General features: G+C 57.7%; 9 protein-coding genes. 7 read left to right on the top strand and 2 right to left on the bottom strand.

Annotated features, from left to right (window positions below; translation table 11 throughout):
• Positions 1 to 327: 327 nt before the first annotated feature.
• The 7 genes from HMPREF2674_RS03445 to HMPREF2674_RS03415 all read left to right on the top strand — a co-directional run bounded on the left by HMPREF2674_RS03445 (position 328) and on the right by HMPREF2674_RS03415 (position 8,430).
• Complete coding sequence (locus HMPREF2674_RS03445) at positions 328 to 621, top strand: hypothetical protein (protein WP_049333533.1); 294 nt, start codon at positions 328 to 330, stop codon at positions 619 to 621.
• A 178-nt stretch (positions 622 to 799) separates the two neighbouring features.
• On the top strand, positions 800 to 1,495 hold the full coding sequence (locus HMPREF2674_RS03440; protein ID WP_070824833.1) for a DUF8175 domain-containg protein: 696 nt from the start codon (positions 800 to 802) through the stop codon (positions 1,493 to 1,495).
• Complete coding sequence (locus tag HMPREF2674_RS09375) at positions 1,495 to 2,850, top strand: TrbL/VirB6 family protein (protein ID WP_070824832.1); 1,356 nt, start codon at positions 1,495 to 1,497, stop codon at positions 2,848 to 2,850. Before HMPREF2674_RS03440 ends, HMPREF2674_RS09375 begins: the two co-directional genes overlap by 1 nt.
• Positions 2,850 to 4,358, top strand: a complete 1,509-nt coding sequence (locus HMPREF2674_RS03430; RefSeq protein WP_246826165.1) for an SCO6880 family protein — start codon at positions 2,850 to 2,852, stop codon at positions 4,356 to 4,358. Before HMPREF2674_RS09375 ends, HMPREF2674_RS03430 begins: the two co-directional genes overlap by 1 nt.
• A 108-nt stretch (positions 4,359 to 4,466) precedes the next feature.
• Positions 4,467 to 6,341 carry a hypothetical protein gene (locus tag HMPREF2674_RS03425; RefSeq protein WP_070824830.1) on the top strand — a complete coding sequence of 625 codons (1,875 nt, stop codon included), beginning with the start codon at positions 4,467 to 4,469 and terminating at the stop codon, positions 6,339 to 6,341.
• The gene (locus HMPREF2674_RS03420) at positions 6,325 to 8,043 is read left to right on the top strand and encodes a type IV secretory system conjugative DNA transfer family protein (RefSeq protein ID WP_070824829.1); all 1,719 of its coding nucleotides are present in this window, start codon (positions 6,325 to 6,327) and stop codon (positions 8,041 to 8,043) included. The genes HMPREF2674_RS03425 and HMPREF2674_RS03420 overlap by 17 nt, the downstream gene beginning before the upstream one ends.
• 3 nt (positions 8,044 to 8,046) lie before the next feature.
• A complete protein-coding gene (locus tag HMPREF2674_RS03415) occupies positions 8,047 to 8,430 on the top strand; it encodes a DUF4913 domain-containing protein (RefSeq protein ID WP_070824828.1) in 384 nt (127 codons plus the stop codon).
• Positions 8,431 to 8,496: 66 nt separating this feature from the next.
• On the opposite strand, the gene HMPREF2674_RS03410 is transcribed toward HMPREF2674_RS03415, so the two are convergent.
• Positions 8,497 to 9,825: a hypothetical protein gene (locus HMPREF2674_RS03410; RefSeq protein WP_070824827.1), complete on the bottom strand. Its 1,329-nt coding sequence runs from the start codon at positions 9,823 to 9,825 to the stop codon at positions 8,497 to 8,499.
• Between the two features lie 1,271 nt (positions 9,826 to 11,096).
• Positions 11,097 to 13,949, bottom strand: coding sequence for a hypothetical protein (locus HMPREF2674_RS03400; protein WP_246826164.1), 2,853 nt, complete (start codon positions 13,947 to 13,949; stop codon positions 11,097 to 11,099).
• Positions 13,950 to 14,224 lie beyond the last annotated feature (275 nt).

Genomic DNA, 14,224 nt, shown 5'->3' with positions numbered 1-14,224 from the left:
CCTACGTCTGGTCTGCCGTGATTGCGCGGTCGGGCTGAAGGTAGCCGGCACTGACGTCATTACTGCGGCTGAATGCTGGCGTGCTGTGCGTGCCCGCCTGACTGAGCTGTCCCGTCTGGAGGGTGTGGATACGAGTGGTGAGTGGGTCCGCTACTCATCACTAGCTACGGCACACGGTGTCGAGGCATGAGGCTCTATACGGTGGACTAGTGACAATGCGTGGCACGTACATCAGGTGCGTGTGCTATGGTAATCGCTGATACCGGTAATAAATTTTTGCCCCCGACGCTGGGGGTTACACACACTACAACCACGAGGAGGCGCGAGATGCTCGCTGCTGCAAATTCCTTTTTCCTGAACGCTGCTGTGCTGGCTGGCCCGGTTGATCCGGGTGCGGGCGAGGCACCTCCCGGCTCTGACGGCGTGACCACCATCGTTAAGTGGATTGCCTGGATTGTTTTCGCTCTGGCGGTTATCGGTGTGCTGGTGACTGCTGGTGCGATGATGATTAACAACCGCCGCGGTCAGGGCGGCGAGCACGCTGCCAGCCTCGGTTGGGTGTTCGGTGGCTGTATCCTGGCCTCCGCAGCCAGCGGTCTGGTCGGCATGTTCATGGGCTAAAAGCCCTGCACGGGGTGCGCTCACGCACCCCGTGACCCTTTTAATCTCAAGCGAGACCCGTCGCTGGGTCTCCTATCCCCCCATTACCCACTATCATTCACTCAAGCTCTTCCCCACGCTGGGGTAGGGCTATCTGGTGTACCCCGACATTCGGGGTTGAGAGACATGGAGAGACATCATGGAGAAAAAGTCTGGCGTGACCATTCCCCGCTGGGGTATCGGCATTATTGCTGGTGTTGGTGTGCTGCTGGTCCTGTTGTTGATTGTGCTGATTCCGCGTGGCGGCTCGAGCTCGTCGGCTTCGGGTGGCTCTAGTGCTTCTGCGGGTGCTGAGCAGCAGTTGAGTCGTGCTACCTCGTCAGTGGCGGCGGGCTCGTGTGGTGCGGGTGCGTCGGATGATGATTCGGTGATGGATGCTGCCCCGAAGGGCGCATCGTGGGTGACTACCGATGCCGGCTGGATTGGCCCTGTCTCGAAGACCGCCGGCCCCATGGTTAACTCGCCGATTCGCTCCTGCTTTGAGCACTCTGCTGAGGGCGCACTCTACGCATCTGTCTGGGCGACCATCGAGATTAACGAGGCACCGGAGGCGTACATGCCGACTGTTGTGGGCCCGGGTGCTGAGGCAGCGCGTCAGAACCGGCAGAGTGATACTAAAACCCGCACTGTAGTGCGCGTCGCGGGCTACCGTTATGTCTCCTACACTCCTGAGCGTGCTACCGTGCGTCTGCTCTTTCAGATTCCTTCCGGTGCATATCGTAGCTGGGACGTAGTGATGGAATGGCACGACGGTGACTGGCGCTATTGGGCTCCCACGACTGCTCCTGGAATTAGCAACGTGGACCCTGACGACTTCATTACCTGGGGCTCCTAATGGCGGGTGAGCACGATGTCAATGCCAATTGTGGGTGGGGTGATCTCGTATGTGCTGGTGCCGAGGGATTCATTAACTCCCTCTTCCACGGCGTGACCGACTCCCTCGGAGGCCTCGCGAAGAGCCTGGGCTCCTTCTGGGTTAACACACCCAGCATCCCGCTCACCGGCAAGGACAACGCAGTATACTTCATCCGCGAGTCCACCTCCTGGTACGTCGCGGCACTACTTGTCGTCAGCATCCTCATCGCTGCCGGGCAGATGATGTGGACCCGCAAGGGCCAGCCACTCACAGACCTCCTCGCGTCACTACTGAAATTTGCCATCATGAACGCCGCCAGTGTGACGGGCGTAACTCTTCTGCTGCGCTCAGGCGACGAGTTCTCAGCCTGGATTATCGGCCGCTCCACGGACGAGGGGTTCGATAAGGCTCTTTCGACTCTCATCGGCCCAGAGGTTTTTAAGTCTGGGATCACGGTGGGCATCGCGATTTTTGCCATCGTCATGGGCATTATCGCAATCATCGTTGCGGTCATTCAGATCGGTCTGCTCATTGTCCGCTCCGCTATGGCGCTGATCCTGGTGGGCACCCTGCCCTTGGCGTTCTCGGCGACTAATACCTCGTGGGGTAAGCAGTGGTCACAGAAACATGTGAGCTGGCTCATCGCTTTCATCCTCTACAAGCCGGTGGCATCGATAGTCTACGCTGCAGCGTTTAAGGTTTTCGGTAGTGTCGGCAAGGTCGACGGCGATGATGGGCAGCGAATGATGTATTTCATCTCCGGCCTGGTCCTGATGATTGCTGCCCTCTTTGCTCTGCCTGCCATGATGCGCCTCATCGTCCCCGCTGTCGGTGCCGCTTCCGGTGCTGGCGCAATGTTCGCTGGTGCTGCTGTCGGCAGTGCCGCTTCTGGCGCGGTCAACTTCGGCTCGCGAATTCGAGGCGCTGGCCGCGGTGGTGGCGGTGCAGGTGGCGGCGGTGGAGCTGCCGCCGGTGGCGGTGGTGGCGGTGCCGCTACTGGTGCTGCAGCTGCTAAGGGCGGTGGTTCTCTTGCTAAGAGTCTGCTCGCAAAGGGTGCTGGTGTTGCTACAGGTGGTGCCGGTGCAATTGTGATGACAGCTGGTGCTGCCGTTAAGGGCGCGCAGAAGGGCGGGCAGGCGATTTCGTCTGCTGTCCATGATGCCGCTGGCGAGCAGGTTCCGCAGCAGGGTTCTAAGCAACAAGGCGGCGGAGCCCGAGGCTCCCGAGGCTCCCGTGGCGGCGGCGTAACGCCCCCGTCCCGTGGGGGTCGTGGTGCCCGACGACGTGGTAGCAGCGGCTCGGCGCAACCTAACCGAAACAGGGGTAATCAATAGTGCATATCGATACTGAGTATGTTGAACCCACATACGGTAACTGGCGTATTCCTCAGCGCGCCGGTATTGGCAGACTCTCCGGTTTGGCGACGGCCCTGCTGTTCGTCACCATCATCATCACCATCTTCGTCATGCGTCTGGCCGGCATTATCCCCGGCCTCATCATCGGCGTTATCCTCGCGCTTTTTCTGGGCTCCTTCGCTCTGAAAGACAAGCACGGGTACACGCTCATGGAGCGCCTCTCCGAAAGGCTTATTTTCATGTTCGCTCGCTTCCGGAAGCTCAATATCTTCCGCTCGGGTCCGCTCGGGTCCACCCCCACGAATGAGTTCCGCCTGCCCGGTGTGGCTTCCTCTGCGGTGACCTATGAGGGTACCGACAGCGTGGGGCGTCCCTTTGCGCTGATTCACATGCCTGCCGTTAGTATCTACTCGGTGTCGATGGCGGTTGAGCCTGATGGTGCAGCCATGGTCGACCAAGCCGATATTGACCAGTGGGTCGCCAACTGGGGCGGCTTTTTGGCTGAGCTGGGCCGTGAGGTCGGTCTGGTAGGTGCCTCGGTGACCGTGGAGACCTCCCCCGGTTCAGGTATCCGTCTGCGCCGTGAGATTGAGTCGTCCATGTCCAATACGGCATCCCCGATTGCTTCGCAGATGCTGGCGGAGGCGGCTCAAACCTACCCGTCGGGTGTCTCTGAGACCCGTGCTTGGGTGACCCTAAGCTTCTCGGCTGCGGCTCGTGCGGGTATGCGCCGCCGCACCCCGGATGAGATGCTCCGTGACCTCTCCTCCAAGGTTGTCTTCTGGTGCTCGCACCTGGAAGCAACCGGCGCGGGTGTGGCCACCCCGATGGTGGCTGGTGATATTGGTCAGATTGTGCGTACCGCGTATGATCCAGCCGTATCTCGCTTGCTGGATGAGGCTGCCTATGTGGGCGAGAGTCCGGAGATTGACCTGTCCTCTGCTGGTCCGAGTACTGCGGTGGTTGAGTGGAGCCATTATCGGCATGATTCAGGCCTGTCTGTGTGCTGGACGATGAGTGAGGCTCCGCGAGGTGCCGTGTTCTCGAACGTGTTTGCGCGTCTTTTGGAGCCGCACGCGATGATTGGTCGTAAGCGTGTGACGATGCTGTATCGTCCGGTGGATTCGGCGTTGACTGCGGCGATGGTTGAGCAGGATCAGAACACCGCCCGTACCCGTTTGACCTCGACTCGTAATGGCTCGGCTCGTCTGTCGGCTGAGCTGGAGGCGGCTAATGCGACGGCAGCTGATGAGGCGCGTGGTGCTGGTTTGACCTATGTGGGTCTGGTAGTGTGCGCGACGGTTGAGACTCCTGCAGAGATGGCTGATGCGGTAGCCGTGGTGGAGCAGGAGCTTGCTCCGTCGAGTCGTATCATGCTCCGCCGTGCGTGGGGTGCTCATGATGCGGTGTTTGCTGCGACGTTGCCGTTGGGTGTGGTGTTGGGTCGCCATACGGTTCTGCCGGAATCGGTGAAGTCGGCGTTGTAGCCCTGTGATATTGCGTAGACCTGGGGATTTGTGGATGCAGATTCCCAGGTCTCTGCAAATCAGCATTTCTGTATATATGCTTTTCTGTTTTTCTGTATGGAGGTTCTGATGAGTCGTCGTCGAGTCGTCACCTATAACGCCGCCGAGGCTGACCAGCCGGAAGCTCCGCGCCGAGCTGGCCTGTTCTCGTCCCTCAAGTCTCTCTTCGTCTCGTCTACTGAAGCTCACTCGGGTGCCTATGGCCGCGCCCGCGGGTACATGATTCCCGGTGGCGGTGCCTCGCATCTGTTTGAGTCTCCTCGCGAGTGGCGTGGTTCTACCCGCCAGGTGTGCGGCATGTGGCCGTTTGCGGCAGGCTCGTCCACCCCGTTCTCTGGTGCCCCTATGGGTATCGATATTGATACGAATGCGCCGGTTGGTTGTGACCCGATTGCGTGGTTTGTGGACGGCATTATTAACAACCCGTCCGTGTTTATCTTGGGCCTTCCTGGCTACGGCAAGAGTACGTTCGTCCGTCATATGCTGTTGGGTATGAACGGCCGAGGTATTGTTCCGTTGATTCCTGGTGACCTCAAGCCTGACTATGTGGACGAAATCACCGCGATGGGCGGCCAGGTCATTCAGCTGGCCCCTGGCCGTGGACACCTGAACATTCTGGACCCGGGCGAGCTTAGTACCATCGCTGATTCTCTTCCCCCGAAGACTCGTGAGCGTCTGATGGTGGACGCTCACTCACGCAAGCTTCAGATGCTTTCTGCGCTGATTTCGATTCTGCGTAAGGGCCACATCACCCCGCATGAGGAGACGATTCTGGATGCTGCTTTGACGTATCTGGAGGAGCATCATGAGGGTGTGCCGGTGGTGCAGGATCTGCTGGATGTGATTGTGGCTCGCCCGCAGGCTCTGCAGGATGTGGCGCTGGACCGTGGTGATGAGGGCCGCTATAGGGACGCGACGGATGCGTTGGTGTCCTCGCTCATGTCTCTAAATGGTCAGGGCCGCTTTGGCGATATGTTCTCTAAGCCGACCACGGCACGTTTGGCGATGGACCGCCCGGCGGTGTTCGACATTAGCCAGATTTCTGATATTCACCGTGACGTGCAGGCTGCTGCTCTGCTGGCGTGCTGGTCCACGACGTTTGCGTCGGTGGAAATTGCGCACACGCTGGCGGATGAGGGGCTGGCGCCGCGCCGCAACTATTTCGTGGTCCTCGATGAGCTCTGGCGTGCGCTGCGTGCGGGCGCGGATATGGTGGACCGTATTGACTCGCTGACTCGTCTGAATCGTCGTGATGGTGTGGGCCAGGCGATGATTACGCACACGATGAGTGACTTGGATGCGTTGGCGACGGAGTCTGAGCGTGAGAAGGCTCGTGGTTTTGTGGAGCGCTCTGGTCTGGTGATTACTGGTGCGTTGCCGCAGTCTGAGATGGCGAAGCTGCGTCGTGTGATGCCTCTGAGTCAGGCGGAATCGGCGCGTCTGGTGTCGTGGGCTGATCCTGGTTCGTGGTCGCGTCTCGCTCAGAATCGTTCGGCGCATGGTGCGCCCCGTCAGGCACCTGGCGTTGGTAAGTTCATGGTGAAGGTGGGTGGACGCCCTGGTATTAGTGTGATGGTGCGTCTGACTCAGGTTGAAATCGATATGAACAACACGAACAAGCGCTGGGGTAACTCGGATGGTTCGGTGCATGTGGCTAGTGGTAATGAGGTGACGAACGCACTGGTGGGTATGCCTGCTGGTAACGCTGGCACATACGGAAATGTAGAAATACAGGAATCTGTATATGAGGATTTCGGTATTTCTGTACAGGATTCTAGCTTGTCAGAGACCTCTGCACAGCAGGAACCGGAGCAGCCGCCGGTACGTTTCTCCTCAACGACCACAGCACCGGCACCCACCCCGCAGCACAATCAGACCCCTACTGAGTCTGCGCACCTGATTCCGAGCCCGGAAGGATACGGCTATTATGAGCACTCCGCATAAGCGCGGCTTCAACACTGAAGCGTTCGTCATCTGGGGCATTATCGCCCTCATCCTGGTCGCCGGCATTATCTTCTACTCCGGCTACGCGGTCGGTGCCGCTCTGACCGGTCAGAGCATCACCGTGTGGAACCCGGTTGCTGCCATAATCGGCGTGATTCGTGGAACCGCGCCCTGGTCTATGGCTTCCACCGTGGTCTCTATCGTGGTAGCTGTTCTGCTGCTGGGCGGTGCGGTAGGCCTTTGGTGGCGCAAGCTGGCGAACAGCACCCCGTCAACGCGTGTGGATAAGGCCGGGTCAATGATGGGCTCTGGCGCTGATATTGCGTTCATGCGTGAGAAGGCGGCGTTGAATGACGCCCGCCGTCTGGGTGTGGATTCGCCGGGTCTTCCGATTGCCAAGACCCTCTCAGGCCAGATGCTGTATTCCGGTTGGGAGAACGTGTGCGTGGACATTTGGGGTCCTCGTACCGGTAAGACCACCTCGCGTGCTATCCCCGGCATCCTGGCCGCCCCCGGCGCGGTGCTGGTCACCTCAAATAAGCGTGACGTGGTGGATGCTACCCGTGGTGTGCGTGAGCAGGTCGGTGACGTGTGGATCTTTGACCCGCAGGCTGTGGCCGCTCACCCGGCAACCTGGTGGTGGAACCCGCTCAGCTATGTGACCGATGAGGTGAAGGCGCAGAATCTGGCGGAGCATTTCGCCTCTGGTTCGCGTGAGGAAGGCGCCCGCACGGATGCGTTCTTCGACTCTGCCGCGAAGGATCTGCTGGCGGCGTTCTTGCTGGCGGCCGCTAAGGACGGTCAGCCCATCACCCGTGTTTACCGCTGGCTGACTCGTGAGACTGATGATGAGGCGGTCGGAATCCTCAAGGATGCCGGTTACCCGCAGATTGCACAGAACGTGGACGGCATTATCTCGGCCCCTGATAAGCAGCGTGGCGGCGTGTTCGGTGTGGCTCGTCAGATGGCGAACTGCCTGACGTCGGCGGCGGTGCTCAAGTGGGTGACCCCGCCGGAAGAGGGCGAGAGGCGCGAAGAGTTTAACGCCCGTGACTTTGTGCGTGGTCGTAATACTCTGTTCCTTTTGTCGAAGGAGGGTGCTGGTACTGCTGGTCCGCTGGTGACTGCTTTGACAGTTGCGGTGGTTGAGGCTGCTGAAGAGCTGGCCGTTGCGCTGGGTGGGCGTTTGCGTTTGCCGATGGTGGCGATGCTGGATGAGGCTGCGAACGTGTGCCGCTGGAAGGAACTTCCGAACCTCTATAGCCATTACGGAAGCCGCGGTATCGTGATCTGCACGATTCTGCAGTCCTGGTCTCAGGGCGTGGTTGTCTGGGGTCGTGAGGGCATGCGCAAGCTCTGGAGCGCTGCGAACATCAAGGTGTATGGTGGCGGTGTCTCTGAGACTGAGTTCCTGGGCGAGTTGAGCCAGCTGATTGGTGATTACGTCTACTCGAACGTTTCGGTCTCGAGTAGCCGCCAGTCGGGTTCGTCGCGTAGCGTCGATAATGACCGTAAGGACAAGATCCTGGACGTGTCTGACTTGGCGGCGCTGCCTCGTGGCCGTGCGGTGGTCTTTGCATCCGGTGCGCCCGCGACGATGGTTCAGACGATTCCGTGGTACACCGGCCCGGATGCTGCAGCGGTGAAGGCGTCACTGGCGAAGTATGACCCGGCGCAGCAGCTGGCGAATGGGGGTGCGTAGCGCATGGGCGAGAACGAAGTTCAGCAGGAGCAGGGTCCTGCAACGATTTTCCCGAATGCGGGTGAGTTTGTGCATTCCTGGTTGCTGCAGGTGATGAACCGTAAGGTCAATAGCAGGGACACGTTCTGGTGTGCCCAGTGGTGGAAGCACCCGGAGGCGGTGTGCCGTTTGACGGCGTTGTGGCTGTCCTGGGAGGCTTCCCGTGAGGACCCGACGGGTCTTTCGGCGTGGTGGCGTGACCACATGGATTACCACATGTCGGTGTTGATGTCTTCGACTGGCCCGTTCCGCTATTGCGAGGATGGGGAGCATAATGCGTCGCGGTATTCTCGTGAGGCGTTCCCGATTCAGGATCCGCCGCGGGGAGTCTTTGATTTGCTGAGTTAACTGATAGAGGGGGCTCACGAAAGTTTTGTCGTGAGCCCCCTCTTCATTGTGCATATTCTCTTTGGGTTAGAGTTCGACTCCGCCGTGGGACTGGTTCACCTGCGGGCGGTGTACTTGCTGCTGTGCAACCGCCTGCTGAATTTGCTTCGGCTTAACAGGGGTTTTTGTTTCTGTTCCCTTCCTGAGCGCGGCGAAGAATTCGAGGAACTCCTGAGTTTCAGGGTCCATCTGCTCAGATGAGGTAGCTACTTCCGCATCGAACTTTTCGGCTTGTCCTTCGGTGAGATAGCCACGTCCAACGGCAAGTTCGAATTCCTTTTCGGTGGACAGGGGCGTTTCCATGGCTTCGTTTTTAGCATTGCGGTAGGCAATGTTTTTGCGATCGGACTTTTTATCGGGGCCTGCCCAGACGGGGGTGCCGTTGGCTTCGGCGGCGCGGAAGGTTGCTTCGGCTTCGGTACGGGTGCTCGGCGTTCCAGCTTCACGGTAGGCGCCTTCATCATATAGCTTCATTCGGGGAGAAGGCTGATTGAGGGGCCGAATATTAAGGGTCTTAAGCTCGGTTCGTACGTGTGAGTCGAGGAAGCGTGCCTTGATTTTAGCGTTATCGAGCCATGAAAGATTAGTTTCATTGACAAGATGGCGGGAAGCCCACGCGAGAAGATCGGCAGCCCAGAGGAGCGGCTCATCGGTGGGGTGAGCGAAGATTTTAGTAATGGGCGGGATAATGCCCGCTTTTTCGAGCCGGTTAAGCGTATCTATATCTTTTTGGTTATCCTCTTTACCTATTTGGTTATCATCTTTACCGTCTTGTTTCTCGTCTCTAACTTTTTCGAAGACAAAGGTTGTAGTGGGCGGGTCGGCATGGGTAAGGTGCGTAGTGATAGCGGTGATAGCTTCAGCTCGGGCAGCATCACGGAGTCTTTGCCTCTCAGCTGGGTCCTTGGTATAGGGGATATTAAAATTGAGCGTGACAATGTTCTGCCCGTCCTTGGTATTGCGGCCAAGAGTGTTAAGCATTGGGCGAATATTTCTGCGGAGATGCCAGGGGGAATATTTACGGGAAGGATTCTCGGGGTCGGCGTTTGGATTGGGGTCTTTTTCTAGACCTCGATCATTGAAAGCGTCAGTGGTGTGCCAGTAATTGATACCTCCGAGGGTGGCGGGGAGGTCTTCGCGGAATTTGGCGATGTCGTCGGCTTCGACAACGACGGCTGCGATGGAGTAGTAGCCGGGGCGTAGGATACCAGTTTTTTCATCGTAGGACGGGTCAACAAAGGTTTCGTCAATGAAAGCAATGCGTTCGGCGTCAGAGTGCCTCTGGAGTTCCTGATTGTAGTCATTTTGAGATCCTAGTTTACGGATAAAAGGACTCAAAAGTCGGTTTATAGACATAGATGCTCTTCTCGGAAGTATGGTGATTATGTTAAAATAGTAGTGCATCAAAAACTTGAAACTAGCACTAGCGGCCCTGAGCTGCTAGGTTGGCCGGATGGGCCCTACTGGGATAGCAGCGCGGTGAAATATACAGAAGCCCCTTAGCGCTCAGATGGGATTTTGCACCAAGGCACCCCCTGCGGGGTGCCTTTCCTTTTTCCGCAGTCATGACCAGCCCACGGGCTGCCGGGTTTTAGGAATGTTAGACTGGTAGAGCATCAAAAACTTGAAACTAGCACTAGCGGCCCTGAGCTGCTAGGTTGGCCGGATGGGCCCTGAGGGTTTGCAGTTGGTGAAATATATAGAAGCCATTGGCTGCCCAACTGGGCTTTTGCACACAAGGCACCCCCCACGGGGTGCCTTTTCTATTTCCGCAGTCATGACCGGCTTACGGGCTGCCGGGTTTTAGGAATGTTAGACTGGTAGAGCATCAAAAACTTGAAACTAGCACTAGCGGCCCTGAGCTGCTAGGTTGGCCGGATGGGCCCTGAGGATCTGCAGGTGGTGAAATATACAGAAGCCACCACGCTATCCGACTGGGCTTTTGCACCAAGGCACCCCCACGGGGTGCCTTTTCTATTCCCCAATCCGCGAGGCTCCCGACGACCTCGCCCTCACCCAAGCACTCCGCGCCGACATCGCCACCGCCCAAAGTTCAACCCGGCAACTATTCGCTCTTCCTGCTACTGAATCAGGCATTATCCTACCGCCTCTCCCCCACCAAGGTCCTCCACGAATCCTGCGACCGTGCCGGAGCTGAACAACAGTTCACCCCTGGGTCTTGGGTCCACCGTCGCTGGGTTCCTTCTTGCACCGCCGTTCGAGATCGTCCAGATTCTCTGGCACTGCTCCGCGGTGTCCAGCCACAGCTCTACACCGCCAGGGATACCGAGAACTACAAGGTCCTCACCGTGTAGGCTGTGAACATTTACCACGCACGGTTGCCCAGCAGGCTTGAATGTCTCAGCTTCAAATCGATACGCCTGGACCCGAAAGCTTTCGTTCTCAAACCAGCATGCGTACATCACACCGTCGGGGCTCAATACAATCTCATCCGCCTCGGGTAAGTCCAGCGGTGTCGCCTCGCGGTCAGGTGTGCACACACAGTGTGGCGCCGTACTCGTTCAGAAGTGCCACCGACGAATCGGTCCAGGCTATAGGTTTGGCCCTATAGATTCGCATTTCGTCCTCGATAGTTCATGGAGAAAAAACGTAGTACTTGGGTCAGCTCACGCATCTAAATTCACCACTTCTTTGAAACAATCAAGGTTAGAGCGCGAGTGAAGGACAATCACAACCTGCTTGTCACTGCCCTCGATAGCGCACGCCATCGATTCGAGCTCAGTGCGCTCCTCTGAGGGAGTGAGACTCTTCAAGGTCTCATCAAGCAACACAAGCCGGGCAGCGCCTTCACGTAACACGGAACGCGCAAGCATGAGCCCGCTCGAATTCGATGCTTCAGATGCGAACGGATCGATATCTGGTACGATTACCACTTCGCCTTGGGGATACCGGCGGTATAGAGCATCAAGCATGACGGACTTCCCCGCGCCAGTTGGTCCAATCAAGGCAACCATAGAACACCCAGAGTCAAGAACACTCTCAAGCAGAGCCAGGTCAGCAGACCGCACGGGCGGATAAGAACGGTCGGCCCGGTACTCTTCAAGCATCCGAACACGCTCCGCAGTCAAGCTGACTACACCAACCTGTTGCAGCGTCTCCACCGTAGATTGGATGCCAGATGACAGAGTTACTGCAAAATATATTACGACCGCGGGAGCAACCACTGAGTTCGATCCTTCGACCATCAGTGCCAATACCACTGCAGAAACATTCAGTGACGACACAAGCAACTGAATCAGTCCCGTACGCAGTGCGTAGGCGTTCGCCAACTGAATCGAGCTACTGACGTATGCAGCCTCCGAATGAGCGTAGGCTTCTTCTCCAGCCCGACGCAGCCCTGCACTGACGGGCGCAGCGTGTAAGCCAGCCTGGGCACCAGCCACCCCGATGAAGTCACCTCGGCGATTGGCAGCCGTCGTCGAGGCAGGGAGAATCCACTTTGAACCCTGACGCATAGCAAGGATCGCTAGGGGTGCTACCGCCAACACAACGATCATGAACAGCGGGGCGCCGGCCACTGCGCCTCCGATGAGCATCAAGGTCTGTAGAATGACCATAAATACCGAACCCAGGGCGCTAGGCACCGACATCTGAAGGTCGGAGAAGTCTTCACCCATCCGCCCCATGACCGCACCGCTTGTTCTAGGACTAGCGAATCGATTGAGCCTCCGTATAACCCGGTCGTGCAAATCGCTCAGCCTAGCGATGGGAGCCCAGTAGAGCGGGCCAAAGAACATGACGGACCCAACAATTGCTGCCAGTGCGCAAGCAGCTGACACTCCAGCAACCTGAGCAGACAGCCCATCACTGTGAGCAATCGTCAATGCAAAAGCAACTTCGGATCCGCTCAAGAGTAGGGCGCCACACGTAATCCACACCAAATGCGGTCCAAACAACAACAGGGCCGATCGTCGGAATGTGGCACGCTTCGGCTCAGGGTCAGGAAGGTCCTGTCCCTCGCTCACATCCGTCGAACCAGCATCTACCCCCTTAGCTGCCCCGGGGCTATGAGCCTGCAACTCAAGAGGGTCTACCCTCGCATCATTGCCGGGGGTGAAGGCACTTGGTACGTACTCCTCCGAGCTTGCCAGAAGTGTGCACGTTGGCACGCACTCTAAGATCCTCTCGGCAACCACTTCTCGTGTTACAGGATCAAGCGCTGCGAACGTATCGTCCAAAATTAGCCAGTCCGGTTTGTCTGCCAAAACGATAGCGACAGCAGCACGCTGTCTCTCTCCTGACGACAAGGTTGTTACGTCTTGCCAGAACCGCCCGATCACATCCTCACTGAGCCCCATACCTAAAGCGAGGCTAGTAAACCGGGATACCTGATGTGGCGAAGCAGAAGCTCGCCACGCTGACAACACCGAATGGGACACTTCCGGGTTGCGTGGTACGAAAGCGGAATCGGGGGTGGTCACGGATGTGCGCAATGCTTCAGCGCGCTCAGACGTAGCTGCAAGCACCTCTCTAGAATTTGAAGGCTGCCCCACCCAGTCCTGCTGTTTAACCGTGCAATTTGGAGACGACTCGAGCTTGTCGAGCTCACGCATCATTGGCACAGCGAGCCGAATAACCCGATAGTTTACGATGTTGTTCTGCACCGCTGCGTACAGGTAGCGGGCTGCCAAAATAATTCCAATACCGAAACGAGCGGATGGCCAGAGCCATGCGCCGAGAACCGCAACCACAGCGAGCACCGCAGTTAGTGCTCCCCGTTCAAGGAATCCATTCAGGACCTGCAACGGGACCCGTCTGCGCAGAAGCTGCTCTTCGGTGTTTCGGATGCTAGCGACCTTGTCCAGGGCGGTACCCCAGCTGGGGATGCTTTGCCCTCGAGGCAGCGCGTTTGCTACACGCTGGATCCACTGCCTACGCTCTCCCTCTAGAGCGACGTACTGTTCCCATAGTCGGCCCACCAAGTTGATGAGACGGACGCTGACGAATACCAATCCAGTGATGAGCAACGCAGCGATGGCGCCGCTTGCACCATATAGCGCGAGCGAAGCCGTGAGAAAGGCAATAATCTGAACGGTTGAAACGGCGAAATCAACAACGAAGGCAAACTGGCTGATCTGTCCTGGGTATGTGAGAACATGTCCGTGAGCTTCCGGCGGATGGGATGACCTACTAAAGATGTCCCGGAAACGGCGGTATGTGAGCTGTCGAACCGCGATCGTGAGAATAAGCTCTTGGCGTTCCTTCACCCAGTACCCTAGGCTTTCAGCCAGGAAAGCGAAGATGAGTAACCAAATAGCACTGCCTGGGGTCCTCTCACCTGACGTTACCTGGCCGATACCTGCCGTAATCATCAGAGCCCCTGCAACATTCAGTAGGCCAGCGGTGAAGACGGTGAAACTCGTGCTCGTTGGCGCGAATATCAAAGCAAGCCAGCGAATCCGTCTCGGCAGGTTCCGCGCTATCCTTTGATAGCGCGCATACAAGTGCTCGATGGGCATGTCTCTCAGATGCAGGCAAGGAGCAGCGCTCTGTGTTTCGCCCCGTCGCTTGTGATTAATCACCATTATGTTTCCAGTCATTCGGTATTCGAGTTCAGATGTACGGCTTCGTTAATAAGTTCGTCGTTCGGAAAACGGGCCGGAAGTTAGGTATCTGTGGTGTAATTTTAGTGCATCAAAAACTTGAAACTGGCTCCATAGCGTACGCTTTGGACCTGGCCGGATGGGCCCTGAGGATCTGCAGTGTGGTGAAATATACAGAAGCCACCACGCTA

The sequence above is a fragment of the Rothia sp. HMSC062F03 genome (assembly GCF_001836905.1).
GTDB classification, from domain to species: domain Bacteria; phylum Actinomycetota; class Actinomycetes; order Actinomycetales; family Micrococcaceae; genus Rothia; species Rothia mucilaginosa_A.
This window is presented reverse-complemented; position numbering and strand designations above follow the sequence as displayed.

Coding starts and splice junctions, on each gene's coding strand:
- HMPREF2674_RS03420 (WP_070824829.1), top strand. CDS start 6,325: ATGAGCACTCCGCATAAGCGCGGCTTCAACACTGAAGCGTTCGTCATC.
- HMPREF2674_RS03425 (WP_070824830.1), top strand. CDS start 4,467: ATGAGTCGTCGTCGAGTCGTCACCTATAACGCCGCCGAGGCTGACCAG.
- HMPREF2674_RS03445 (WP_049333533.1), top strand. CDS start 328: ATGCTCGCTGCTGCAAATTCCTTTTTCCTGAACGCTGCTGTGCTGGCT.
- HMPREF2674_RS03440 (WP_070824833.1), top strand. CDS start 800: ATGGAGAAAAAGTCTGGCGTGACCATTCCCCGCTGGGGTATCGGCATT.
- HMPREF2674_RS03415 (WP_070824828.1), top strand. CDS start 8,047: ATGGGCGAGAACGAAGTTCAGCAGGAGCAGGGTCCTGCAACGATTTTC.
- HMPREF2674_RS09375 (WP_070824832.1), top strand. CDS start 1,495: ATGGCGGGTGAGCACGATGTCAATGCCAATTGTGGGTGGGGTGATCTC.
- HMPREF2674_RS03410 (WP_070824827.1), bottom strand. CDS start 9,825: ATGTCTATAAACCGACTTTTGAGTCCTTTTATCCGTAAACTAGGATCT.
- HMPREF2674_RS03400 (WP_246826164.1), bottom strand. CDS start 13,949: ATGCCCATCGAGCACTTGTATGCGCGCTATCAAAGGATAGCGCGGAAC.